The organism is Pseudomonas hunanensis, from assembly GCF_013393325.1.
GTDB lineage: Bacteria > Pseudomonadota > Gammaproteobacteria > Pseudomonadales > Pseudomonadaceae > Aquipseudomonas > Aquipseudomonas putida_P.
On record NZ_QJRC01000074.1, the window covers coordinates 13,787 to 36,874 of the forward strand.

At 61.9% G+C, this 23,088-nt stretch carries 20 protein-coding genes; 6 read left to right on the plus strand and 14 right to left on the minus strand.

Going from position 1 to position 23,088, the window contains the following annotated elements; all coding sequences use genetic code 11:
- Positions 1–10: 10 nt before the first annotated feature.
- From DM807_RS06980 to acs, 12 genes are all read right to left on the minus strand, one after another.
- The gene (locus tag DM807_RS06980; RefSeq protein ID WP_012273559.1) at positions 11–301 is read right to left on the minus strand and encodes a hypothetical protein; all 291 of its coding nucleotides are present in this window, start codon (positions 299–301) and stop codon (positions 11–13) included.
- Between the two features lie 14 nt (positions 302–315).
- Positions 316–1,665: an N-succinylarginine dihydrolase gene (gene astB / locus DM807_RS06985; protein ID WP_012273560.1), complete on the minus strand. Its 1,350-nt coding sequence runs from the start codon at positions 1,663–1,665 to the stop codon at positions 316–318.
- Between the two features lie 23 nt (positions 1,666–1,688).
- Complete coding sequence (gene astD / locus DM807_RS06990) at positions 1,689–3,152, minus strand: succinylglutamate-semialdehyde dehydrogenase (protein WP_060515757.1); 1,464 nt, start codon at positions 3,150–3,152, stop codon at positions 1,689–1,691.
- Positions 3,153–4,181 (minus strand): arginine N-succinyltransferase, encoded by a 1,029-nt coding sequence (gene astA, locus DM807_RS06995; protein ID WP_012273562.1) that lies wholly within the window; start codon positions 4,179–4,181, stop codon positions 3,153–3,155. It abuts the gene before it with no gap.
- A 78-nt stretch (positions 4,182–4,259) separates the two neighbouring features.
- Entirely contained in the window at positions 4,260–5,279 is a 1,020-nt protein-coding gene (gene aruF / locus DM807_RS07000) for an arginine/ornithine succinyltransferase subunit alpha (protein ID WP_012273563.1), read from the minus strand.
- 135 nt (positions 5,280–5,414) lie between these two features.
- A complete protein-coding gene (locus DM807_RS07005) occupies positions 5,415–6,635 on the minus strand; it encodes an aspartate aminotransferase family protein (RefSeq protein WP_012273564.1) in 1,221 nt (406 codons plus the stop codon).
- Between the two features lie 307 nt (positions 6,636–6,942).
- On the minus strand, positions 6,943–7,923 hold the full coding sequence (gene argR, locus DM807_RS07010) for a transcriptional regulator ArgR (RefSeq protein WP_012273565.1): 981 nt from the start codon (positions 7,921–7,923) through the stop codon (positions 6,943–6,945).
- Between the two features lie 98 nt (positions 7,924–8,021).
- Positions 8,022–8,786, minus strand: coding sequence for an ABC transporter ATP-binding protein (locus DM807_RS07015; RefSeq protein ID WP_012273566.1), 765 nt, complete (start codon positions 8,784–8,786; stop codon positions 8,022–8,024).
- Between the two features lie 22 nt (positions 8,787–8,808).
- Complete coding sequence (locus tag DM807_RS07020) at positions 8,809–9,507, minus strand: ABC transporter permease (RefSeq protein ID WP_012273567.1); 699 nt, start codon at positions 9,505–9,507, stop codon at positions 8,809–8,811.
- Positions 9,504–10,193, minus strand: a complete 690-nt coding sequence (locus DM807_RS07025) for an ABC transporter permease (RefSeq protein WP_012273568.1) — start codon at positions 10,191–10,193, stop codon at positions 9,504–9,506. Before DM807_RS07025 ends, DM807_RS07020 begins: the two co-directional genes overlap by 4 nt.
- An 88-nt stretch (positions 10,194–10,281) precedes the next feature.
- A complete protein-coding gene (locus DM807_RS07030; RefSeq protein WP_012273569.1) occupies positions 10,282–11,067 on the minus strand; it encodes an ABC transporter substrate-binding protein in 786 nt (261 codons plus the stop codon).
- 514 nt (positions 11,068–11,581) lie between these two features.
- On the minus strand, positions 11,582–13,543 hold the full coding sequence (acs, locus tag DM807_RS07035) for an acetate--CoA ligase (protein WP_060492930.1): 1,962 nt from the start codon (positions 13,541–13,543) through the stop codon (positions 11,582–11,584).
- A 398-nt stretch (positions 13,544–13,941) separates the two neighbouring features.
- Between acs and DM807_RS07040 the strand changes: the two genes are divergently transcribed.
- Positions 13,942–14,196, plus strand: a complete 255-nt coding sequence (locus tag DM807_RS07040; RefSeq protein ID WP_003260110.1) for a DUF2790 domain-containing protein — start codon at positions 13,942–13,944, stop codon at positions 14,194–14,196.
- Positions 14,197–14,349: 153 nt separating this feature from the next.
- On the opposite strand, the gene DM807_RS07045 is transcribed toward DM807_RS07040, so the two are convergent.
- Entirely contained in the window at positions 14,350–15,909 is a 1,560-nt protein-coding gene (locus DM807_RS07045; protein ID WP_012273571.1) for a sigma-54-dependent phenylalanine hydroxylase transcriptional regulator PhhR, read from the minus strand.
- A gap of 255 nt (positions 15,910–16,164) precedes the next feature.
- On the opposite strand from DM807_RS07045, the gene phhA reads away from it, so the two are divergent.
- From phhA to DM807_RS07060, 4 genes are all read left to right on the plus strand, one after another.
- A complete protein-coding gene (gene phhA / locus DM807_RS07050) occupies positions 16,165–16,953 on the plus strand; it encodes a phenylalanine 4-monooxygenase (RefSeq protein WP_179027196.1) in 789 nt (262 codons plus the stop codon).
- Between the two features lie 39 nt (positions 16,954–16,992).
- A complete protein-coding gene (locus DM807_RS07055; RefSeq protein WP_003254532.1) occupies positions 16,993–17,349 on the plus strand; it encodes a 4a-hydroxytetrahydrobiopterin dehydratase in 357 nt (118 codons plus the stop codon).
- Between the two features lie 189 nt (positions 17,350–17,538).
- Positions 17,539–17,667, plus strand: a complete 129-nt coding sequence (locus DM807_RS27875; protein WP_256098753.1) for a hypothetical protein — start codon at positions 17,539–17,541, stop codon at positions 17,665–17,667.
- A 90-nt stretch (positions 17,668–17,757) separates the two neighbouring features.
- Positions 17,758–18,945 (plus strand): MFS transporter, encoded by a 1,188-nt coding sequence (locus DM807_RS07060; RefSeq protein WP_179027197.1) that lies wholly within the window; start codon positions 17,758–17,760, stop codon positions 18,943–18,945.
- A gap of 37 nt (positions 18,946–18,982) precedes the next feature.
- On the opposite strand, the gene ydiJ is transcribed toward DM807_RS07060, so the two are convergent.
- Positions 18,983–22,003, minus strand: coding sequence for a D-2-hydroxyglutarate dehydrogenase YdiJ (gene ydiJ / locus DM807_RS07065; RefSeq protein WP_179027198.1), 3,021 nt, complete (start codon positions 22,001–22,003; stop codon positions 18,983–18,985).
- 152 nt (positions 22,004–22,155) lie between these two features.
- On the opposite strand from ydiJ, the gene DM807_RS07070 reads away from it, so the two are divergent.
- Positions 22,156–23,040, plus strand: coding sequence for a LysR substrate-binding domain-containing protein (locus tag DM807_RS07070; RefSeq protein ID WP_012273577.1), 885 nt, complete (start codon positions 22,156–22,158; stop codon positions 23,038–23,040).
- Positions 23,041–23,088 lie beyond the last annotated feature (48 nt).

A 23,088-nucleotide genomic window follows, 5' to 3' on the forward strand; every position in this document is an offset into this window, starting at 1 on the left:
AGGTACTTCCTTAGTGGTGGTGGCCGCAGTCAGGGCCATGGACGTGATCGTCGCCTTCGCCAAGCTCCGCCGGCTCCATTTCCAGCTGCAGGCTGACCAGGTTGGTGGCCATCGGGCGCAGCAGCAGGTTGGCATATTCGGTGTCGTCTTCCTCGACATCCACACCGATCAGCAACTGGCCACGGCCGTCTTGCTGAATCCACACTTCCTTGCCTTGCCAGACCACGGCAAAGCGGGTGCAGGAAGTTTCCAGCTGGGTGCCGTCTTCATCTTCAAGGATCAGGCGCAGGGCGTCGGTCATTACAAAGTCTCTCTTCAAGGTTGGCGTTGGAACGGATACACCGAGCCCAACTTCAGGATCTGGGTCAATTCGTCCAGTGCCGTACGGCATTCCACCAGCAATTGCGGGTCGGCCAGGTCTGCTTCGCCAAGGCGATCGCGGTAATGCCTGTCGACCCACTGCAGCAGCGTGTCATACAGCGAGGCCGTCATGATAACGCCTTGATTGACCGCTGCCAGTTCCGTTTCCTTCAAAGCCACGCGCAAACGCAGGCAGGCCGGGCCACCGCCGTTCTGCATGCTCTGCTTGAGGTCGAATATCTTGACCTCATTCACCGGGCCGCCCTGGCTGGTCAACTGGCCCAGGTAGGCCCAGACCCGCTCGTTGTTGCGGCACTCTTCCGGCACCACCAGCAGCATGGAACCATCGTCGCGGCTTAGCAGCTGGCTGTTGAACAGGTAGGAACGCACCGCGTCCTCAACCGTCACCGCTGCCCGTGGCACGCAGATGGCCTGGAAGTTGCCACCCTTGCTGGCCAGTTTAGCTCGCAGCTGGCCAAGCACTGCGTCAGTCTCGAGGAACGCGTCCTCGTGGTAGAACAGCACTTCGCCGTTACCCACCGAAATCACATCATTGTGGAACACACCCTGGTCAATCACCGCCGGGTTCTGTTGAGCGTAGACCACGCCGTCATCGCTCAGGCCGTGCAGCCGAGCCACGGCCTGAGAGGCCTCCAGGGTTTGCCGCGCCGGGTACTTCTGCGGCGCCGGGTAACGGCTGTCGAAGGCACTGCGGCCGTATACGAAGAACTCCACACCCGCCTCGCCATAGGCACTGCAGAAGCGCGTGTGGTTGGCCGCGCCCTCGTCACCGAACTGTGCCACGGCAGGCAGCGCCGGGTGGTGGGCAAAGTGTTTCTCGTTGTTGAACATGGCGCCCAGCACCCGGCTGGTGGTCGGATGCTCGATGCTGCGGTGGTATTTGCAGTTGAGGTTGGCGGCAGTGAAGTGCACGCGGCCGTCCGCAGTGTCGGCACTGGGGCTTACGGTTGCGGCGTTGGCCACCCACATGCTCGAAGCCGAGCAACTGGCCACCAGCAGCGGCATGGCATCGGCGGCGGCGCGCTGGATGACTTCGGCATCACTGCCGCTGAACCCCAGGCGGCGCAGCGCGGCCACATCCGGGCGCTCCTGCGGCGCCAGCACACCTTGCTTGAAGCCCATGTCGGCCAGCGCTTTCATCTTCGCCAGGCCCTGGCGCGCCGCCTCACGCGGGTTGGACCCCTGCTGGCTGTTGCTCTGCGAAGCCACGTTGCCGTAGGACAGGCCGCCATAGTTGTGGGTTGGCCCCACCAGGCCATCAAAATTCACTTCATAGGATTTCATCGGCTAGGCTCCGTGACCTGTTGTTATAGGGTGACGCCCGGCGTCAGGGTCGCCGGCAAGGCAAGGCTGGCAGTCTCCAGCGAAGCCACGGGGTAAGCGCAGTAGTCAGCCGCGTAATAGGCACTGGCGCGATGGTTGCCACTGGCACCCACGCCACCGAACGGCGCACTGCTGGCGGCACCGGTCAGCTGTTTGTTCCAGTTGACGATGCCGGCGCGGCTGCGCAGCCAGAAGTACTGGTAGCGGGCGCGCGAATCGGACAACAAACCAGCGGCCAGGCCGTACTGGGTGTTGTTGGCTTCATCGATCGCAGCATCGAAGTCGACGTAGCGGATCACCTGCAGCAGCGGGCCGAAGAACTCCTCGTCCGGGCGCTCATCCACGGCAGTGACATCGATGATGCCAGGGGTCAGCAGTGCGGCATCGGCCTGTGGTTGGGTCATTTCCAGCAGCTTCACGCCACCTTTGGCGGCCAATTCGGCCTGAGCTGCAATCAGCGCCCGCGCTGCCTGCAGCGAAATCACCGACCCCATGAACGGCGCCGGCTGTTCATCGAACGCCCCCACCGTGATGGTTTTGCACACGTCGACCAGGCGCGCGATCAGCGCATCGCCCCAGCTCCCTTGCGGCACCAGCAGGCGACGCGCGCAGGTGCAACGCTGGCCGGCGGAAATGAACGCCGACTGGATAATGGTGTACACCGCCGCGTCCAGGTCCTTGACCTCATCCACCACCAGCGGGTTGTTGCCACCCATTTCCAGGGCCAGGATCTTGTCTGGGCGCCCGGCGAACTGTTGATGCAGAAGGTTGCCGGTGCGGCTGGAGCCGGTGAAGAACAGGCCATCGATACCCGGGTTGGCGGCCAGCGCCACACCGGTTTCGCGCGCGCCCTGTACCAGGTTCAGCACACCCGCCGGCAGGCCGGCGGCAATCCAGCAATTGACGGTCAGCTCAGCGACCTTGGGGGTCAGCTCGCTGGGCTTGAACACCACACAGTTACCTGCCAAAAGCGCCGGCACGATATGGCCATTGGGCAGGTGCCCGGGGAAGTTGTAGGGGCCGAACACCGCCACCACACCGTGGGGCTTGTGCCGCAGAACGGCCGTGGCATCGGCCAGCGGGCCGCTCTTTTCACCGGTGCGCTCGCGGTAGCTTTGTACCGAAATCGCGACCTTGTTGATCATGCTGGTGACTTCGGTCGCCGATTCCCACAGCGGCTTCCCGGTTTCCTCGCCAATGCACTGGGCCATGGCTTCGGCATGCACTTTCAACTGCGCGGCAAACTTCTCCAGCACATCAATACGCGCCTCCAGACTCAACTGCGCCCAAGCAGGGAAGGCTTGCCGCGCTGCCTGCACGGCAGCATCCACCTGGCTGGCCTCTGCACCCTGCCCTTGCCAGACCACGGCTTGCGTCACCGGGTTCAGCGACTGCAGGGTTTCGCCCTGGCCGGCCTGCCAATTGCCTGCGATGTAATGCGTGGTCATTTACTGGGCCTCCCGGCTTGCCGACAGCGGCACGGCGCGCACATTGTCGCCAGCGCCCATGCGCAGGCGCTTGGCGGTCAGCGGGTCGACCACCAGGGTGCCGGCTGCCAGCCGCGCAGGTGCAGCCGTGATACGGCAGTCGTCGCGCTTGCGGTTGTGGATGATGAAAGGGGTGGCGTCATCGCCTGGCGTCCCTACCGCCAGCACCAGGGTCTGGCTCTCGCGCACGGCGCGGATCTTGGCGGTGTCGCATTCGATGGCCGGGCCTGCATCGAAGATATCGACGTAGCCCTGGTAGTTGAAGCCCTCCTGCTTGAGCATCGCCAGCGCCGGCTCGGTGTCTTTGTGCACGCGGCCGATCACGTTGCGCGCTGCCTCGGACAGGAAGCAGGTGTACAGCGGGAACTTGGGCATCAGTTCGGCAATGAACGACTTGTTGCCCACGCCCGTCAAGTAGTCGGCCTGGCTGAACTCCATCTTGAAGAAGTGCCGGCCCAGGCTTTCCCAGAAAGGTGAACGGCCCTGTTCGTCAGACATACCGCGCATTTCGGCAATGATCTTCTTGCCGAACAACTCTGGGAACTCGGCAATGAACAGCATACGTGCGCGCGACAGCAGGCGGCCATTGAGGCCAGAGCGGTAGTCGCTGCGCAGGAACAGCGAGCACAGCTCGGAATTGCCGGTCAGGTCGTTGGCCAGGAACAGCGTCGGGATTTCGCGGTAGATCTTCAGCTCCTGCGAGGCGCTGACCGTAAGGCCGACCCGGTAGTTGTACCACGGCTCGCGCAGACCTACGGCACCGGCAATGGCACTGATGCCCACCACCAGGCCTTCGTCGTTTTCCAGCACGAACAGGTAGTCGGTGTCGCCACGCTCCGCTTCACCGCGGAAGCTTTTTTCCGCCCAACCAACGCGATGCCCCAGGCGTTCTTCGTTGGCCGGCAGCGTGGTCAGCCCGGTGGTGCCGGTGCTGCGTGCCAATTCGATCAACGCAGGCAAATCGCTGCTGCGTACAGGACGAACGATCATGCTATCTCCTTGTGCGGCGGCATCTGCCGGCGCGAAACTCTGCTAACGCATCAATCCCGAAACGTCTGTTGCCAGACCTCAGACCGCGACCAGGCGCACGCTGGCGCCCTCGCCCACGCCCAGCGCGTCGGCTGCAGCCACGCTCAGGCTGACCGGCTTGCCGGGCACCCAGTCGAGGTCCAGCAGCACCGCGCGGTAGTCCTGCAACTGGCCGTTGCACACCAGGTACGGGCGCCCGCCCTTGACCGGGGCGTCTTCGATTTTCACCGGCGCCACCCGGCTCTGGGCGATCGAGCGAATACCCGAGGTGCGTGCGTGCAAGGTCGGGCCGCCGTCGAAAATGTCGATGTAGTGCTCGGTCTCGAAGCCTTCACGCATGAGGATGTCGAAGGTGATTTGCGCGCGCGGGTGCACCTGGCCCATGGCTTCCTGCGCCAAGTCAGGCAGCAGCGGCACGTAGATTGGGTAGTGCGGCATCAGCTCGGCGAGGAAGGTACGGCTCTTGAGCCCGCACAGGCGTTCGGCGTGGGCATAGTTGAGGTCGAAGAAATTGCGGCCGATGGCATCCCAGAACGGCGATTCGCCCTGTTCGTCGCTGTAACCGACGATTTCGGTTACCACCGAGTCGGCGAAGCGTTCCGGGTGCGCGGCCATGAACAGCAGGCGACCGCGCGAGTTGAGCTCGGCCCAGCCACTGTTCACCAACTCCGGCAACACATAGAAGCTGGTCAACAAGCTGTTGCCGGTCAAATCGTGGCACAGCGACAGCACGTGGATCTTGTTGTGGATCTTCAGCTCGCGCGAGGCGTGCACGAAGGTCTCGTTACGAAAGCTGTAGAACGGCTCGGAGTAGCCGGCCGAAGCGACGATGGCCGAGCAGCCGACCAGCTTCCCGGTGTTACTGTCTTCGAGCACGAAAAAGTAACTTTCTTCACCGTTGAAGCTGACCTCGGCGGCGAAGGATGTCTCGGAGGCGGCAATCTTGTCGCCCAGGCGAGCAGTGTCGTCCGGCAGCGAGGTGACACCAATGGGGCTGTCTGCAGCCATGCGCTGCACTTCGTTCAGATCAGCCATTTGCGCGGGGCGCATCACCAGCATGGTGTCACTCCTTTGGAATACGGGCCGCTGACGGCGGCACGGATAAACGGCAGGCGCTTGGGCACCTGCACTGGAATCGGGTATCGCCGGCCCGGTTCAGCCATGGCTGGGACCGGCGAGAGGACCGCAGGCGGGTCAGCCTTGGGTCAGTGTGGCCACGGCGCGCTCGAAGCGGTCCAGGCCTGCATCGATGTCGGCGTCTTCAACCACCAGGCTTGGCGCGAAGCGGACCACGTCCGGGCCGGCCTGCAGCACCATTACGCCTTCTTTCTCGGCCGCGTTGAGCACGTCCTTGGCCTTGCCTTGCCAGGCTTCGGTCAGCACGCAACCCAGCAGCAGGCCGACACCACGCACCTGGGTGAACAGGTTGTACTTCTGGCCGATCTGCTCCAGGCGGGTTTTGAAGCGTTCGTGCTTGGCCTTGATGCCGGCCAGGGTTTGCGGGGTGTTGATAACATCCAGCACCGCACAGGCAACGGCGCAGCCCAGTGGGTTGCCGCCATAGGTGGTGCCGTGGGTGCCAACGGCCAGGTGCTTGGCCAGCTCGGTGGTGGTCAGCATGGCACCGATCGGGAAGCCGCCGCCCAGGCTCTTGGCGCTGGTCAGGATGTCCGGGGTCACGCCGTAATGCTGGTAGGCATACAGCGAGCCGGTGCGGCCCACGCCAGTCTGCACTTCGTCGAAGATCAGCAGGGCGTTGTGCTCGTCACACAGCTTGCGCGCGCCTTCCAGGTAGGCCTTGTCGGCCGGCACCACGCCACTTTCGCCCTGGATCGGCTCGATCACCACGGCGCAGGTCTTATCGGAAATCTGCGCCTTCAGTGCTTCCAGGTCGTTGTAGGGCACGTGGCTGATACCGGTGATCTTCGGGCCGAAGCCGTCGGAGTACTTCGGCTGGCCACCGACGCTGACAGTGAACAGGGTGCGACCGTGGAAGCTGTTCACGGTGGCGATGATTTCGTGCTTTTCAGGGCCGAAGCGATCATGGGCAACGCGACGGGCCAGCTTGAAAGCAGCCTCGTTGGACTCGGCGCCAGAGTTGCAGAAGAACGCGCGGTCGGCAAAGGTAGCGTCCACCAGCTTGTGAGCCAGGCGAAGGGCCGGCTCGTTGGTGAACACGTTGGATACATGCCAGAGGGTGTTGGCCTGTTCGGTCAGGGCCTTGACCAGTGCCGGATGGCAGTGACCCAGGGCGTTTACCGCGATACCACCGGCAAAGTCGATCAACTCGCGACCCGACTGGTCCCAGACGCGGGAACCCTCGCCTCGCACAGGAATGAAGGCCGCCGGAGAATAATTGGGAACCATGACCTGGTCGAAATCGGCACGTTGCACCGGGGCTTGCTCAACGGACATCTGAGTCTCCTGAAGAGGAACGCTGGCCTGGAAGTGGCGAGCGATGGGGGGATTGTAAGGACTGATCCGCGCCTGTCCTTGCGGCCAAGCGACAACTTGTTACAGCGCAAAACCCTGTTTGGACAAGGTTTTCGGCAATGCGACAAACACTGTCGCAATCGCGCAGTGTACGGGAGAGAGGGGGCTGGGTGAACGGGTGTTCACATAGGTTTGTGAGGGGCAGGATGTCCGGCGATGTTCGTCTGGCGCCTGTGAGATCGAGCGCTGCCTTCACCCCCAAGCCATACGCCCGGAATCCCCCGAAAGATCAGCCTTTTTCGGCAGGCGCCGAACTCAGCTCGAACGGGCTGCTGCTGCGCCGCTGGTTACGGTCTTCCCGTGGCGTTGCACCAAAGAAGTTGCGATAGGCGCTGGAAAAATGCGGCCCCGAAGAGAAGCCACAAGACAACCCGATCTGAATGATTGACTTGCTGGTCTGCATCAGCATTTGCCGCGCCTTGTTCAGCCGCAGCTCCAAATAGTACTGGCTGGGCACGCGGTTCAGGTACTGCTTGAAAATGCGCTCCAACTGCCGACGCGACACGCAAACATGCTGGGCAATTTCGTCGGTGGTCAGCGGCTCTTCGATGTTGGCTTCCATCAGCAGCACTGCCTGAGTCAACTTGGGATGGCTGGACCCCAGGCGGTTCTGCAGCGGAATTCGCTGGCGCTCGCCACCCTCGCGAATGCGCTCGACCACCAGCTCTTCCGACACCGCCCCGGCCAGTTCCGCCCCGTGATCGCGCGCCAGCACCGCCAACAGCAGGTCAGTCACGGCCATGCCGCCACAGGCGCTAAGGCGGTCACGATCCCAATCGAACAAGTGGCTGGTGGCGATCACTTTAGGGAAGCGTTCGGCAAAATCATCTTGCCAGCGCCAGTGAACCGCAGCGCGGTAACCATCGAGCAGCCCCAGCATTGCCAAGGGATACACCCCGGCAGACAGGCTGCCGATCATGCAGCCACTGCGCGCCAGTTGCTTGAGCGCCGCCGACAAGGCAGCCCCCATCGCCGCAGGCGGCTCATCCGCCAGCAGAAACAACTTGTGGCAACCCTCCAGGCGGCCGTTCCACGGTTCGCCCGGCAGACGCCAGGCGCCATCCTGCGCAGGTTCAGCCTGCAGGAAGGACAACTCGTAGATCACATCCGGATGCACCCGCTGCGCCACCTGCAACACTTCCTCGGCCAGCGCCAGGGTCAAAGGCCTGGTGCTGGGCCAGATGAGAAAACCGATTCGCTGGGTGGTCATAGGGTGCGGTCCGAAACCTGAGGTCGTTCTAGTCTGTGCGCCGGGTCAGGCTGCGCTTGCCGCGCAGCATGCCCTATTCTGGTGCAAAAATGCAGCTTTTACTTCAGGCTGCCGGAGAGGAACTGCTTCAGGCGCTCCGACTGCGGGTTGGCCAACACTTCACGCGGGCAGCCGGTTTCTTCCACCAGGCCTTTGTGCAGGAACACCAGCTGGTTGGACACCTCTCGGGCAAAGCCCATTTCGTGGGTCACCACCACCATGGTCCGGCCTTCCTGGGCCAGCGCCTGCATCACTTTGAGCACATCACCTACCAGCTCGGGGTCGAGCGCCGAGGTCGGCTCGTCGAACAGCATAACCTCCGGCTCCATCGCCAGCGCCCGGGCAATTGCCACACGTTGTTGCTCACCACCCGACATATGCCCAGGGAAAGCATCCTTGCGGTGAGCGACACCGACCTTGGCCAGGTAGTGCTCGGCCTTCTCCAGCGCCTCCTTGCGGCTCACGCCCAGCACGTGCACTGGGGCTTCGATGATGTTCTCCAGCGCGGTCATGTGCGACCACAGGTTGAAGTGCTGAAACACCATCGAAAGGCGCGAACGCATGCGCTGCAACTGACGCGGGTCGGCAGCCTTCAGCGCGCCGTCCTTGCCGGCGACCAGCTTGAGCTCTTCGTTGTTGAGCAGGATCTTGCCGGCGTGCGGCTGCTCCAGCAGGTTGATGCAGCGCAGGAAGGTCGACTTGCCTGATCCGCTGGAGCCGATGATGCTGATAACGTCGCCGGCCTTGGCCGCCAGAGAAACGCCCTTGAGCACTTCGTGGCTACCGTAGCGCTTGTGCAGGTCTTGGACTTCGAGTTTGTACATGCTGTCGATTCTCACAAAGCGGTCAGTGCTTGCGCGGCGCCAGGTAGCCGAGCCAGCGGCGTTCGGCCATCTTGAACAGGCGCACCAGGATGAAGGTCAGGCACAGGTAGAACACGCCCGCCGTGATATAGGCCTCGAAAGGCAGGTAGTACTGGGCATTGACCGTGCGTGCGGCACCGGTGATGTCGATCAGGGTGACGATCGACGCCAGGCTGGTGGTCTGCAGCATCATGATCACTTCGTTGCTGTACTGCGGCAGCGCCCGGCGCAGGGCGGACGGCAGCAGGATGCGGCGGTACATCTTCATGCGCGACATGCCCATGGCCTTGGCCGCCTCGATCTCGCCGTGCGGCGTGGCCTTGAGGCTACCGGCGATGATTTCGGCGGTGTAGGCACTGGTATTGATGCCGAACGCCAGGCAGGCGCAGAAGGTGGCACTGGACAGCAACGGCCAGAAAATACTTTCGCGCACGGCCTCGAACTGAGCCAGGCCGTAATAGATCAGGAACAACTGCACCAGCATCGGCGTGCCGCGGATCACGTAGGTGTACAGCCATGCAGCCAGGTTGACCACAGGCTGTTTGGATACCCGCATCAGGCCCAGTGGAATAGCCGCCAGCAGGCCGAAGAACAGCGAGATCGCCAGCAGCTTGAGGGTGGTCAGCAGCCCGCCGAAATACAGCGGCAATGCCTCCCAGACCACGTTGTAGTCAAAGATCATAGTTCAGCCACCTTGACGCCTACCGAGTAGCGGCGCTCCAGATACTTCAGGGCCAGCAGCGAGACACTGGTCAGCACCAGGTACAGGGCCGCCACCGCCAGGAAGAAGGTGAACGGCTCGCGGGTGGCATCCGCCGCCTGCTTGGCCTTGAACATCATGTCCTGCAAACCGACCACCGAGATCAGCGCGGTAGCCTTGGTCAGTACCAGCCAATTGTTGGTGAAGCCAGGGATCGCCAGGCGAATCATTTGCGGCACCTGGATGCGGAAAAATACCTGACGATTGCTCATGCCATAGGCCACGCCCGCTTCGGCCTGGCCCTTGGGAATACCCAGGAACGCGCCGCGGAATGTTTCCGACAGATAGGCGCCAAAGATGAAGCCCAGCGTACCGATACCTGCAATCAGCGGGTTCAGGTCGATGTAGTCTTCGTAGCCGAGCAGCGGCGCCACTCGGTTGATGATGTCTTGCCCGCCGTAGAAGATCAGCAGGATCAGGACCAGGTCCGGAATGCCACGGATCACCGTGGAATACAGATCGCCCAGCCAGGCCAGCCAGCGCACCGGCGACAAGCGCAGCGCTACGCCGATCAGGCCGAGCACGATGGCCAGGGCCATCGACGACAGGGCGAGCTGCAGCGTCAGCCACGCCCCGTCGAGGATGACTGCCCCGTAGCCTTTCAACATGATGAGGTCCTCGACCTAGAGAATGAAAAATGGTGCAAACCTCAGAGCCTCTGCTGTTTGCACCATTGCACAGGTGAAACCCGACGTCTTAGTTCGAGTCTGGACCGTAGATGTCGAAGTTGAAGTACTTCTTCTCGATTTCTTTGTACTTGCCGTTTGCACGGATGGCGTCGATGGCCGCATTGATACGGTCGACGTTGGCCTTGTCACCCTTGCGCACCGCGATGCCGATGCCGTCACCGAAGTACTTGGCGTCGGTGAAGGCCGGGCCTACGAAGGCGAAGCCCTTGCCGGCGTCGGTCTTGAGGAAACCGTCTTCCAGCAGGGTGGCATCGGCCACGGTACCGTCGAGACGACCAGCCGCCACATCGAGGTAGATTTCGTTCTGGGTGCCGTAAGGCACCACGGTGGCACCTTTGGCGCCCAGCACTTCCTTGGCGAAGCGATCGTGGATCGAGCCGCGTTGCACGCCAATCTTCTTGCCTTTGAGTTCATCCAGGCTGTCGCTGACAGTGGTGCCGTCCTTCATGACCAGGCGCGCCGGGGTCAGGTAGTAGCGCTTGGTGAAGTCAACCGATTTCTTGCGGTCATCGGTGATCGACATGGACGACAGGATGGCGTCGATCTTGCGCACTTTCAGCGCCGGGATCAGGCCGTCGAACTCCTGCTCGACCCAGGTGCACTTGGCTTTCATCTCTTCGCACAGGGCGTTGCCGATGTCGTAGTCAAAACCTGCGATGCTGCCGTCAGGTTGCTTGAAGGCGAAGGGTGGGTAGGCGGCTTCGATGCCGATTTTCAGCGGTTTTTCATCGGCCTGCGACACCAGGGAAAACACAGACAGCGCCAGGGCGCCAAGCAGTGCGAGCTTCTTCATCAGGTAACTCCATCGGTACGGGGCAATACAAGGCAGGTAACGGCTGCCCGATATGCGAATGAGTACAACGCGAGCCGCGCAGGGTTCGACCAAGGCCGCATACCACGAGCGAGTGAGTGGCATTTTAACGACAGCCCGGTAGTCGATATTTCTTCAAAGCGACAACTACTTACAGAAGCGCCTGAAACCGCTGCGGGCGATGTTGACAGCCATTGCAAATTATGCAAAAGCGCAAGAAATAGAACCTTTAGACCTAGCAATTCCTGGGCCTATTATTGGCAAAGCCTTGTACTACGGCAAGTGTAGCGTGCTGTGTTGCACAAAATGGCTACTGGAATGCACCGAAATGGCCCGGATTTGTTTCCTGGCGCCCCGAACCTGTGCGGAAACGGTGACAGAAGAGTTACCGATGAATGTCGGGTAACAGTAAAGCAAAAACCCCGCCGGTTGCCCGGGCGGGGTTCTCTGATGCCTGCACACCCCCTGTAGGAGCGGCCCGCGCTCTGCCTTGATATCAGGCCGAAGCCAGGTTCATCGCCTTGTGAGTATCGATCAGGTGCTGCACTACGCCAGGGTCGGCCAGGGTCGAAATATCGCCCAAGGCATCGTACTCACCGGTGGCGATCTTGCGCAGGATACGGCGCATGATCTTGCCCGAGCGAGTCTTCGGCAACCCAGGCGCCCACTGGATCACATCCGGCGAAGCGATCGGGCCGATTTCCTTGCGCACCCAGTTCTTCAGCTCCAGACGCAATTGCTCGCTGGCCTCGATACCGGCATTGAGGGTGACATAGACATAGATGCCCTGTCCCTTGATGTCGTGCGGCACGCCAACCACTGCGGCCTCGGCAACCTTCGCATGCGCGACCATGGCACTTTCGATCTCGGCAGTGCCCATGCGGTGGCCGGAGACGTTGAGCACGTCGTCCACACGGCCGGTGATCCAGTAGTAGCCATCCTCGTCACGGCGCGCACCGTCGCCGGTGAAGTACATGCCACGGAAGGTCTTGAAGTAGGTGTCGACGAAGCGGTCGTGGTCGCCGTACAGCGAACGCGACTGGCCCGGCCAGGAGTCCAGAATTACCAGGTTACCTTCGGTGGCACCTTCGATCAGGTTGCCCAGGTTATCGACCAATGCCGGCACCACGCCAAAGAACGGACGGGTTGCCGACCCCGGTTTCAAGCCGGTGGCGCCAGGCAGCGGGCTGATCAAAATGCCGCCGGTTTCAGTCTGCCACCAGGTGTCGACGATCGGGCAACGCTCCTTGCCTACGGTCTTGTAGTACCAGTTCCAGGCTTCTGGGTTGATCGGCTCACCCACCGAACCCAGAAGGCGCAGGCTGGAGCCGTCTGCTCCCTCTACAGCCGCTTGCCCTTCGGCCATCATGGCGCGGATGGCAGTTGGCGCGGTGTAGAGGATGTTGACCTTGTGTTTGTCGACGATCTTCGACACGCGGGTGATGTCCGGGTAGTTAGGCACGCCCTCGAACAGCAAGGTAGTGGCGCCGTTGGCCAGCGGGCCGTAGACGATGTAGCTGTGGCCGGTGACCCAACCGACGTCGGCGGTGCACCAGTACACCTCGCCCGGGCGGTAGTCGAAAACGCGCTCATGGGTCAGTGCCGCGTACACCAGGTAACCGCCGGTGGTGTGCAGCACGCCCTTCGGTTTGCCGGTGGAGCCGGAGGTATAAAGGATGAACAGCGCTTCTTCGGCACCCATCTCTTTCGGCGCGCAGTGGCTGGAGGCCACTTTCATCAGGTCTTCGTACCAGATGTCGCGGTGTTGGTGCCAGGCAATGTCGCCACCGGTGCGCTTGCACACGATGATTTTCTGCACACTGCTGGTTTCAGGGTTGGTCAGTGCCAGGTCGACGTTAGCCTTGAGCGGGGTACGACGGCCGCCACGCACGCCTTCATCGGCGGTGATCACCACCTTGGACTTGCAGTCGATGATACGGCCGGCCAGCGCCTCGGGCGAGAAACCGCCAAACACCACCGAATGAATCGCACCGATACGGGCACAGGCCAGCATGGCAACCACAGCCTCGGGGATCATTGGCATATAGATGGTGACTACGTCACCCCGGTGTACGTCCTGGCCGCGCAGGGCGTTGGCGAACTTGCAGACCTGCTCGTGCAGTTCGCGGTAGGTGATGTTGCGGTGTTCGGAAGGGTCGTCGCCTTCCCAGATGATGGCCAACTGGTCGCCGCGCTCTTCAAGGTGGCGGTCCAGGCAGTTGGAGGAAACGTTCAGAGTGCCGTCGGCGAACCATTTGATATCGACATGGTGGTCGTCGAAGGAGGTCTGCTTGACCTTGGTGAACGGCTTGATCCAGTCGATGCGCTGGGCCTGCTCGCGCCAGAAGCCGTCCGGGTTGATCACCGACTGCTGGTACATGGCCTTGTAGGTGGCCTCGTCGGTCAGGGTAGTGGCCGCAACCTCGGGACGAACGGGATACAGTGGAGCCGCACTCATCTGTGTTACCTCGGTGTAATAGTTGTTTTTGTATGGAACCGTTTGTAACTGTACCAGAGCGACAAAAGCCATTCGACGTTGGTAGTAATTTGGTACGCCCGTTCCGGCAGAGCGCTCTGGCGCGGGCATTACAGCCCAGGCAGAGAGGAAAAGAGGGGCTTTGCCACAGGATTGTTACAGATTCTGTCAAAACACTTTATCAAAAGACCCACTGTTTCAGCTTTGGCCACAGCCATAAAATTCACCTCGCCAGCAACGGCAAGGCGATTAACAACTGGTAACAGCCCCCACGAAGGCAAGCGTTGATCTCCATCTCATCCCGATAGTTAAAACTAGCAGTACTCGCGGCGCCATAAGCGCCGCGTGCCCCCTCACGACCTTAGACAGGTAAATAGAAAATGAAAGCTTTACTGGTATTGGTACTTGGCAGTCTTTGCGGCGCGGCGATGGCCGGCGAAGCTAAAGATGCCGAGCAGATTCCGGTTGAACAGTACAGTTACTCGCAACACCTGGACATTGCCCGTGTCATCTCCATGAGCGAAGTGCCCAATGTGTGCGAAGTCGTGCCAGCCCGTATGACCTACGAGGACTCCAAGGGCCAGAAGCACATTCTCGAATACCGCGTGATGGGGAACGGCTGCTCTAACGGCTGATACCTTCAGAATCAGGGGCCCTACGGGCCCCTTTCGCGGCACAAGGCCGCTCCCACAGGTATTGTGCTCTACCGAAGAGCAGCACATTACCTGTGGGAGCGGCCTTGTGTCGCGAAAGGACTGCAAAGCAGTCCCAGGTTCTTTGACCAATAACTAATCCGTCGACTTGTTAAGCGCGTAATCTCTCAACTTGTTGGCAATTGTCGTGTGCGAAACACCCAATCTTTTCCCTAACGCCCGACTACTCGAAAATTCCCCCATCAAACTTTCCAGTACCGCTTTCTCAAAGCGCCCGACAATCTGCGAAAGATCCCCTTCCAACGAAAACTCGCCCAACGGCTGCCGCGCGCCATAATCCGGCAGGCGTATATGCTCGCTTTTGACCACGCCGCCTTCGCATAAAGAAACCGCTTGGAACAATACGTTTTCCAACTGCCTTACATTGCCCGGCCAATGGTATTGCCCAAGTTTTTCCATTGCCGCCGGCGCCAGGCGCGGCATGGCGCAGCCGATCTGTCGGCTGGCCTGATCGAGAAAGTGCTGCACCAGCCCCTCCAGCCCATCCATGCATTCACGCAAAGGCGGAATGTGCAGCGACAATACGTTAAGGCGGTGATAAAGGTCCTGGCGAAACTCGCCACGGGCGCACAGTTCGGACAAATCCACTTGGGTCGCGCAAATCACCCGCACATCCAGGTACACCTCTTCATCGCTACCGACCCGGCGAAAACAGCCGTCCTGCAGAAAGCGCAGCAGCTTCACCTGCAAGCGCGGGCTCATCTCCCCTACCCCATCAAGGAACAGCGTGCCACCTGCGGTCAGCTCCAGCAGCCCAAGCTTGCCTTCGGCCCGCGCTCCTTCGAATGCCCCAGGGCCGTAACCGAACAGCTCGGTCTCGGCCATCGACTCGGGCAACCCAGCGCAGTTGAGCGCCATCAGCGGCGACTGCCCACGCGGGCTGGCCAGATGGCAGGCGCGCGCCAGCAGCTCCTTGCCAGTACCGGTTTCGCCCTCGATCAGCAACGGCGCATCCAGCGGCGCCATGCGCCGCGCTTCACGCACCACCGCAGCCATCACCCGTGAGCTCTGGAAGATGCTGTCGAAACCGCGTAGCTCCTGCTTGCGCACATTGTAGATACGCTCGCCGATGCGATCCGCCCGATGCAGGGTAAGTACCGCACCAGCCAGCGCCTCGCTCTCATCGTGCTCGGACTGCAGCGGTGCGATATCGGCCAGGAACACATCACCCTTGACCTTGATACGCAGCCCATTGATGCGTGACTTGTTGGCCCTTACCAGCTCCGGCAGGTCGAAGTCTTCTACATAGCGCGCCAGCGGCATGCCCGGCACTTCATCTACCCGCACCCCCAGCAGCTGCGCGGCGGAACGGTTGGCGGCAACGATGCTGCCGCCCATGTCGATCGATAGCACCGGGAAATCCAGCGCCCCGAGCAGCGCATTCAGCTCCATGTGCCGGCGCTCACTGGGCATCAGGCCCACGCGCTTCACGCCAAATACCCCGGCTATGGCCTCGAACTTCGGCCGCAAGGCTTGGAACTGCAGATTGATCAGGTTCGGGCAGTGCAGGTAGATGGCGTTGCCATGGTCACCGCCCACCTCGCCGCGCAGTACGTTGATGCCGTACTCGACCAGCAGGTTGAGGATGTCGCGCAGGATGCCAATGCGGTTCTGGCAATGCACTTTGATACGCATGAGGGCTCTCGAAGCGCCAATGTTTTTCAACACCGCGCGGAAAAGTCGTAAAGATAAGCTGACAAAAACTGCGCAAACATCAGCCAGATGCCTCGGATTTTCCGACACCCACGCAACTTTGTAAAATTATCGTTACGAAAACCTGTTTGCGACGCTTCGCGGCAGCGGTCAGACCCCGTGCAAAATCGCCGGTGAAGGGATATTTCTTGGGTATGTCCTGCACATAACAAGAAAAGCCCTCACCAGGAGAGCCTCATGAAACAGACGCAATACGTGGCACGCGAGTCCGATGCGCATGGTTTTATCGATTACCCGCAGCAAGAGCATGCGGTGTGGAACACCTTGATCACCCGCCAGCTGAAAGTGATCGAAGGCCGCGCATGCCAGGAATACCTGGACGGCATCGACCAGCTCAAGCTGCCCCATGACCGCATTCCGCAGTTGGGCGAGGTCAACAAGGTGCTGGGCGCCACCACCGGTTGGCAGGTTGCCCGGGTGCCGGCGCTGATCCCCTTCCAAACCTTCTTCGAGCTGCTGGCCAGCAAGCGCTTCCCGGTCGCCACGTTCATCCGCACCCCGGAAGAGCTGGACTACCTGCAAGAGCCCGATATCTTCCACGAGATCTTCGGCCACTGCCCGCTGCTGACCAACCCCTGGTTCGCCGAATTCACTCACACCTACGGCAAGCTCGGCCTGGCTGCGACCAAGGAACAACGCGTGTACCTGGCGCGCCTGTACTGGATGACCATCGAGTTTGGCCTGATGGAAACCCCGCAGGGCCGCAAGATCTATGGCGGCGGCATCCTCTCGTCGCCTAAAGAGACCGTCTACAGTCTGTCTGGCGAGCCCGAGCACCAGGCCTTCGACCCGATCGAGGCCATGCGTACGCCGTACCGCATCGACATCCTGCAGCCGCTGTATTTCGTGCTGCCGAACATGAAGCGCCTGTTCGACCTTGCCCATGAAGACATCATGGGCATGGTCCACGAAGCCATGAAGCTGGGCCTGCACGCACCGAAATTTCCACCCAAGGTCGCTGCCTGAGCGACCTTGCCGATAACAACTCGAACCGGAAAACACCTCATGAATGCCTTGAACCAAGCCCATTGCGAAGCCTGCCGCGCCGATGCGCCGAAAGTCACCGACGAAGAGCTGGCAGAGCTGATTCGCGAAATCCCGGACTGGAATATCGAAGTACGCGACGGCCATATGGAGCTGGAGCGCGTGTTCCTGTTCAAGAACTTCAAGCACGCCCTGGCATTCACCAATGCCGTGGGCGAAATCGCCGAAGCCGAAGGCCACCACCCAGGGCTGCTGACCGAGTGGGGCAAAGTTACCGTGACCTGGTGGAGCCACTCGATCAAAGGCCTGCACCGCAACGACTTCATCATGTGTGCACGCACCGACAAGGTGGCGGAAACGGCTGAAGGCCGTAAGTAATCACTGACTGAAGGGGCCGAAAGGCCCCTTTTTTCATGAGATAAATGTGCGCTGTTCGCCCGCAAAACCGACAAACGAACGGGAAAAAATCCAAACTGTCATCCAGACTTGTGTATCCTGCCCCAGCTTTGCGAAGCTCCAAACGCGCCTGGCGCAGACTTTTCACTCACACTTGCGAGGAACGACGAGATGCATGAGATCCCGAATCTTCCCTTCCCAAGCCTGAACCCAGAAGAGCCAACCGTGACCGTTCACGCCGAACCGGCAGCTGCCGTCGAGCAGGATGGTGACGATCAATCCAGCGCTGACCAGGACTAACCGCGCATCCCCGACTGTGTGAAAACGGCTGACCTGCGGGCCACCCCCGTCATCACGTTTTCACACCGTCCTGAACACATGTAGGCCCCCATGCCCGACTCACCGCGCCCCCTTGCGGTCACCCTGCAAGTCGTTTCCATCGTTCTCTTCACCTTCATCGGCTACCTGAACATCGGCATTCCACTGGCCGTGCTGCCTGGCTATGTGCATAACGACCTGGGCTTCAGCGCCGTGGTCGCTGGCCTGGTGATCAGCGTGCAATACCTGGCCACCCTGCTCAGCCGCCCTACCGCCAGCCGCATCATCGACAACCACGGCAGCAAGAAAGCCGTGATGTACGGCCTTGCCGGCTGCGGCCTCAGCGGGGTGTTCATGCTGGCGTGCGCCTTCCTCACCCACCTGCCCTGGCTGAGCCTGGCTTGCCTGCTGGTCGGCCGCCTGGTACTGGGCAGCGCTGAAAGCTTGGTGGGGTCGGGTGCGATCGGCTGGGGTATCGGCCGGGTAGGCGCCGCCAACACAGCCAAGGTCATTTCCTGGAACGGCATCGCCAGCTATGGCGCACTGGCCATCGGCGCTCCACTGGGCGTGCTGATGATCAAGGGGCTGGGGTTGTGGAGCATGGGTGTGAGCATCATCCTGCTGTGCATCATCGGCCTGCTGCTGGCCTGGCCCAAGCAGGCCGCCCCCATCGTCAGCGGCGTACGCCTGCCATTCCTGCGGGTGCTGGGCAAGGTGTTCCCGCATGGTTCGGGCCTGGCCCTGGGCTCGATCGGCTTCGGCACCATCGCCACCTTCATCACCCTGTACTACGCCAGCCGAGGCTGGTCCGACGCGGCGTTGACCCTGAGCCTGTTCGGCGCCAGCTTCATCAGCGCGCGGCTGCTGTTCGGCAACCTGATAAACCGTATCGGCGGCTTCAGGGTGGCAATCGCCTGCCTGTCGGTGGAAACACTCGGGCTGCTGATGCTGTGGCTGGCCCCCAGTGCCGAAATGGCCTTGGCGGGTGCAGCACTGAGCGGGTTTGGTTTCTCGCTGGTGTTCCCGGCGCTGGGCGTGGAGGCAGTGAACCAGGTGTCGGCGGCCAACCGTGGGGCCGCGGTTGGGGCGTATTCACTGTTCATCGATTTGTCGCTGGGGGTGACCGGACCACTGGTGGGCGCGGTGGCGGCGGGGTTCGGGTTTGCTTCGATGTTTCTGTTTGCGGCGACTGCCGCAGCTTGCGGGCTGGTGTTGAGCTTGTATCTGTACAGACAAGCGCGGCGGCATCGAGATCATTGAAAGCAGGGGGCGCTTTGCGCCCCCGAGGCCCTGAAGATTAACGCTGGGCGTACTGCAACACCACTTCCAGCGGGTGGCGCATCTTGCGTTCGGTCATGCGCTTGACCTGGCTACGGCACGAATAACCGGTCGCCAGCGGCTCTCCTTCCTTGTCCAGCTTGGTCGCCCAGCTCTGCTCGAAGATGGTCCGCGAGGTTTCCTGATTGCGCGCTTCGTGCCCATAAGTGCCGGACATGCCGCAGCACCCCGTGGCCTCGGTCACCAGCTTCAGCCCCAAACGGGCAAACACCTGCTCCCACTGCTTGGTACTGGCCGGCACGTTGGTCTTCTCGGTGCAGTGTGCCATCAAGCGGAAGTTACCCGGTGCGGTCGGCGCCTGCTCAGGCAGCACATTCATCAGCCACTCCTGCGGCAACAGCACCTGCGGGCAACCTTCCAGGCCCGGCACCTTCTGGTACTCCTGGCGATACACCAGGGTCATCGCCGGGTCCAGGCCTACCAGCGGCACCCCGCATTCGGCCAGGGCCTTGAGCTGGGTGGCGTTGCGGATCGCCGCCTTGGCAAACGCACCCAGGAAGCCCTGCACGTGCAGCGGTTTGCCGTTGGCGCTGTAAGGCGCCAGGAACACCCGGTGGCCCAGGCGATGGGCCAGGTCGATGAAGGCCGACAGCAGCGGCGTTTCAAAGTAGCGAGTGAAGGCATCCTGCACCAGCACGATGCTGCGCTCGCGCTGGGCCGGGGTCAGCTCGCGCAGTGTCGGCACCGTGGCCACGCCAACGCGGCAGCGGGTCAGGGTGGCCTGGAAGTTGAAGCGGCTGATCAGCGGGCTGTCGACCATCCCCACCTTGTCGGCCAGCAGCTTGCTCACCCACTTCGAGCCCATCACGGCGTTGTACAGCCCCGGCGCATGGGCCAGGTACGGGATGGTGAACTCCAGCGAGCCAATCAGGTAGTCACGCAGCGGGCGCTGGTAGCGACCGTGATACAGCTCGAGGAAGCGCGAGCGGAAGTCCGGCACGTTGACCTTGATCGGGCACTGCCCGGCGCACGACTTGCACGCCAGGCAGCCGGCCATGGCGTCGTATACCTCATGGGAAAAGTCTTCCTGGCCCTGGCTGCGTGCGCGGTTATTGCGCAGGCGCACCGGCAGGCCCTTGAGCCACGACACCTTGCTACGCGCCGCCGCCAGCACGTCGATGTTCGCCTCGCCCTGCAGGCGCAGCCACTCGCGCATCAGCGAGGCGCGACCCTTGGGCGAATGCTGACGCTCGCGGGTAGCCTTCCACGACGGGCACATGGCGTCGTTGGGGTCGTAGTTGTAGCAGGCGCCATTGCCGTTGCAGTGCACGGCACTGGGGAAGTCCTGCCACACGCGCTCGTCGATGGTACGGTCGAGGTCGCCGCGCAGGGTCACGCCATCGACCGGAGTCAGGCCCTCTGAGCTGCCCAGTGGGGTGCAGATCTTGCCGGGATTGAGCTGGTTGTGCGGGTCGAACGCACCCTTCAGACGCTGCAGCGCCGGGTACAGCTCGCCGAAGTACTCCGGCACGTATTCCGAGCGCAGGCCCTTGCCGTGCTCGCCCCACAGCAGGCCGCCGTAGCTTTTGGTCAGAGCGGCAACGGCGTCGGAAATCGGCTTGACCAATGCGGCCTGCGCCGGGTCTTTCATGTCCAGTGCCGGGCGCACGTGCAGCACGCCGGCATCGACATGGCCGAACATGCCGTAGGCCAGGCCGTAGCCATCGAGCAGCGCGCGGAAATCGGCGATGTAGTCGGCCAACTGCTCCGGCGGTACGGCGGTGTCTTCAACGAACGGCTGCGGGCGTACCTCGCCTTCGACGTTGCCCAGCAGCCCTACCGAACGTTTACGCATGGTGTACACGCGAGTGACTGCCTCCGCCCCCTCGGCAAGGGTGTGGCCCAGGCGCTCGACGCTGGTATCGCTTTGCAGGTGCTGGATGAACGCCTGCACCTTGGCGTTGACCTCAGCCGGCTCGTCGCCACAGAACTCCACCAGGTTGATACCCAGGGTCGGGCGCTCGGGGTCGGCCGGGAAGTACTCGGCAACGCTGTGCCAGACGATGTCTTTCATCGCCAGCATCAGCACCTTGGAATCAACCGTCTCGATCGACAGCGGCTTGTGCGCCATCAGCGCATTAGCGTCGCGCAGCGCGTCCATGAAGCTGGTGTAGCGTACGTTGACCAGCACCGCGTACTTGGGGATCGGCAAAACGTTGAGCTTGGCTTCGACCACGTAGCCCAGCGAGCCCTCGGCGCCACACAACACGCTGTTGAGGTTGAAGCGCCCCTGCTCGTCGCGCAGGTGCGCGAGGTCGTAGCCGGTCAGGCAACGGTTGAGCTTGGGGAAGGTGGTTTCGATCAATTCGCCCTGGGTTTGCTGAATGTCCCGGGCCATGCGGTACACCTCGCCGACCCGGCCGGGCGCGGCACAGGCTTGCTCCAGCGCGGCATCGTCGATCGGCAGGCTGTGCAGGCGCTCACCACCGAGCAGCACGCTGTGCAGCTCCAGTACGTGATCGCGGGTTTTGCCGTAGGTGCAACTGCCCTGGCCACTGGCGTCGGTGTTGATCATGCCGCCAACCGTGGCGCGGTTGGAGGTGGACAGCTCAGGGGCGAAGAACAGCCCGTGCGGCTTGAGCGCAGCATTGAGCTGGTCCTTGACCGTACCGGCCTGCACCCGTACCCAACGCTCCTCGACGTTGATTTCGAGGATCTTGTTCATGTGCCGCGACAAGTCGACGACGATACCGTCGGTCAGCGACTGCCCGTTGGTGCCAGTGCCACCGCCGCGCGGGGTCAGCTTGACCTGCTGGAAGCGCGGCTCGCCCATCAGCGTGGCGACCCGCGCCACATCGTCGGCATCCAGCGGAAACACCGCCGCTTGCGGCAAGCGCTGGTAGATCGAGTTGTCGGTGGCCAGCACGGTGCGGGTAGCGTAGTCGGCACTGATCTGGCCACGGAAGCCGCTGTTGCGCAGGGCTTCGAGGAATTCGGGGTAATTGGCGCTCGGTGCAACGGTCGACAGCTGGGCGATCATCGAAGGATGGCCTCTTGATATTGGCTTATTCACGGGATTCCTGTCGCTCCGGCATGGGTTGATGCATGCAGGGATGACGTATAGGCCAATGTTCCTGTAGTTTCGCTTCAGGGGCAAATGGATAATCCTGCCGCTATCAATGACTTTTATGAATGAATTACCGCCACCTGACCCCATCCATGTCGTTGCTGCTGGCTTTCGAGGCCGCCGCCCGGCATGAAAGCTACACCCGCGCCGCTGCCGAACTGTCACTGACCCAGAGCGCGGTCAGCCGCCAGGTGCAGGCGCTGGAGCAGCAGCTGGGCCTGACCTTGTTCCGCCGTGAGGGGCGCCAAGTACAGCTGACCGATGTCGGCCGCCTGTACCAGCGTGAGCTCAGCGAGGCGCTGGGGCGCATCCGCAGCGCCACCCTGCAGGCGCTGGCCTACCAGTCGGGGGTGGGCACCTTGCGCCTGGCCACCCTGCCTACCTTCGGTTCGAAATGGCTATTGCCGAGGCTGCATGCGTTCTACAGTGCCCATCCGGGCATGCTGGTACACATTCATTCACGCATCGAAGCCATCAACTTCGACACCAGCGAAATCGACGCTGCCATCGGCGTGGCCAGCCACGACCTGCCGGGGCTGATCTGCCATCGCCTGCATGCCGAGGAACTGGTGGTGATCCTGCCGCCCGAGGCTGGCGCGGCCAGCCAGAACTGGAGCCCGACAAGGATCAGTGAAGAGGTGTTGTTGAATGTGGCCAACAACCCACACGCCTGGGGCGAGTGGTTTTCGCACCATGGCCTGCCGCACCGGTCGATGCGCCTGGGCCCGAGTTTCGAACTGACCTCGCACCTGATCCAGGCGGTGCGCGCCGGGATTGGTATCGGCCTGGTGCCGCGCATTCTGGTGGAGGAAGAGTTGGCCAAAGGTGAGCTGTACAGCCCGGGGGTGGCGTTTGCCAGCCAGCGCAGTTATTACCTGATCTACCCGCCCAGGAATGAGGCCTTGCCTTCGCTACGGGCATTCAGGAGCTGGTTGCTGGAGCAAATCTGAAGCACAGGCAACGAAAAACCCCAAGCCGGTCACCAGACTTGGGGTTTC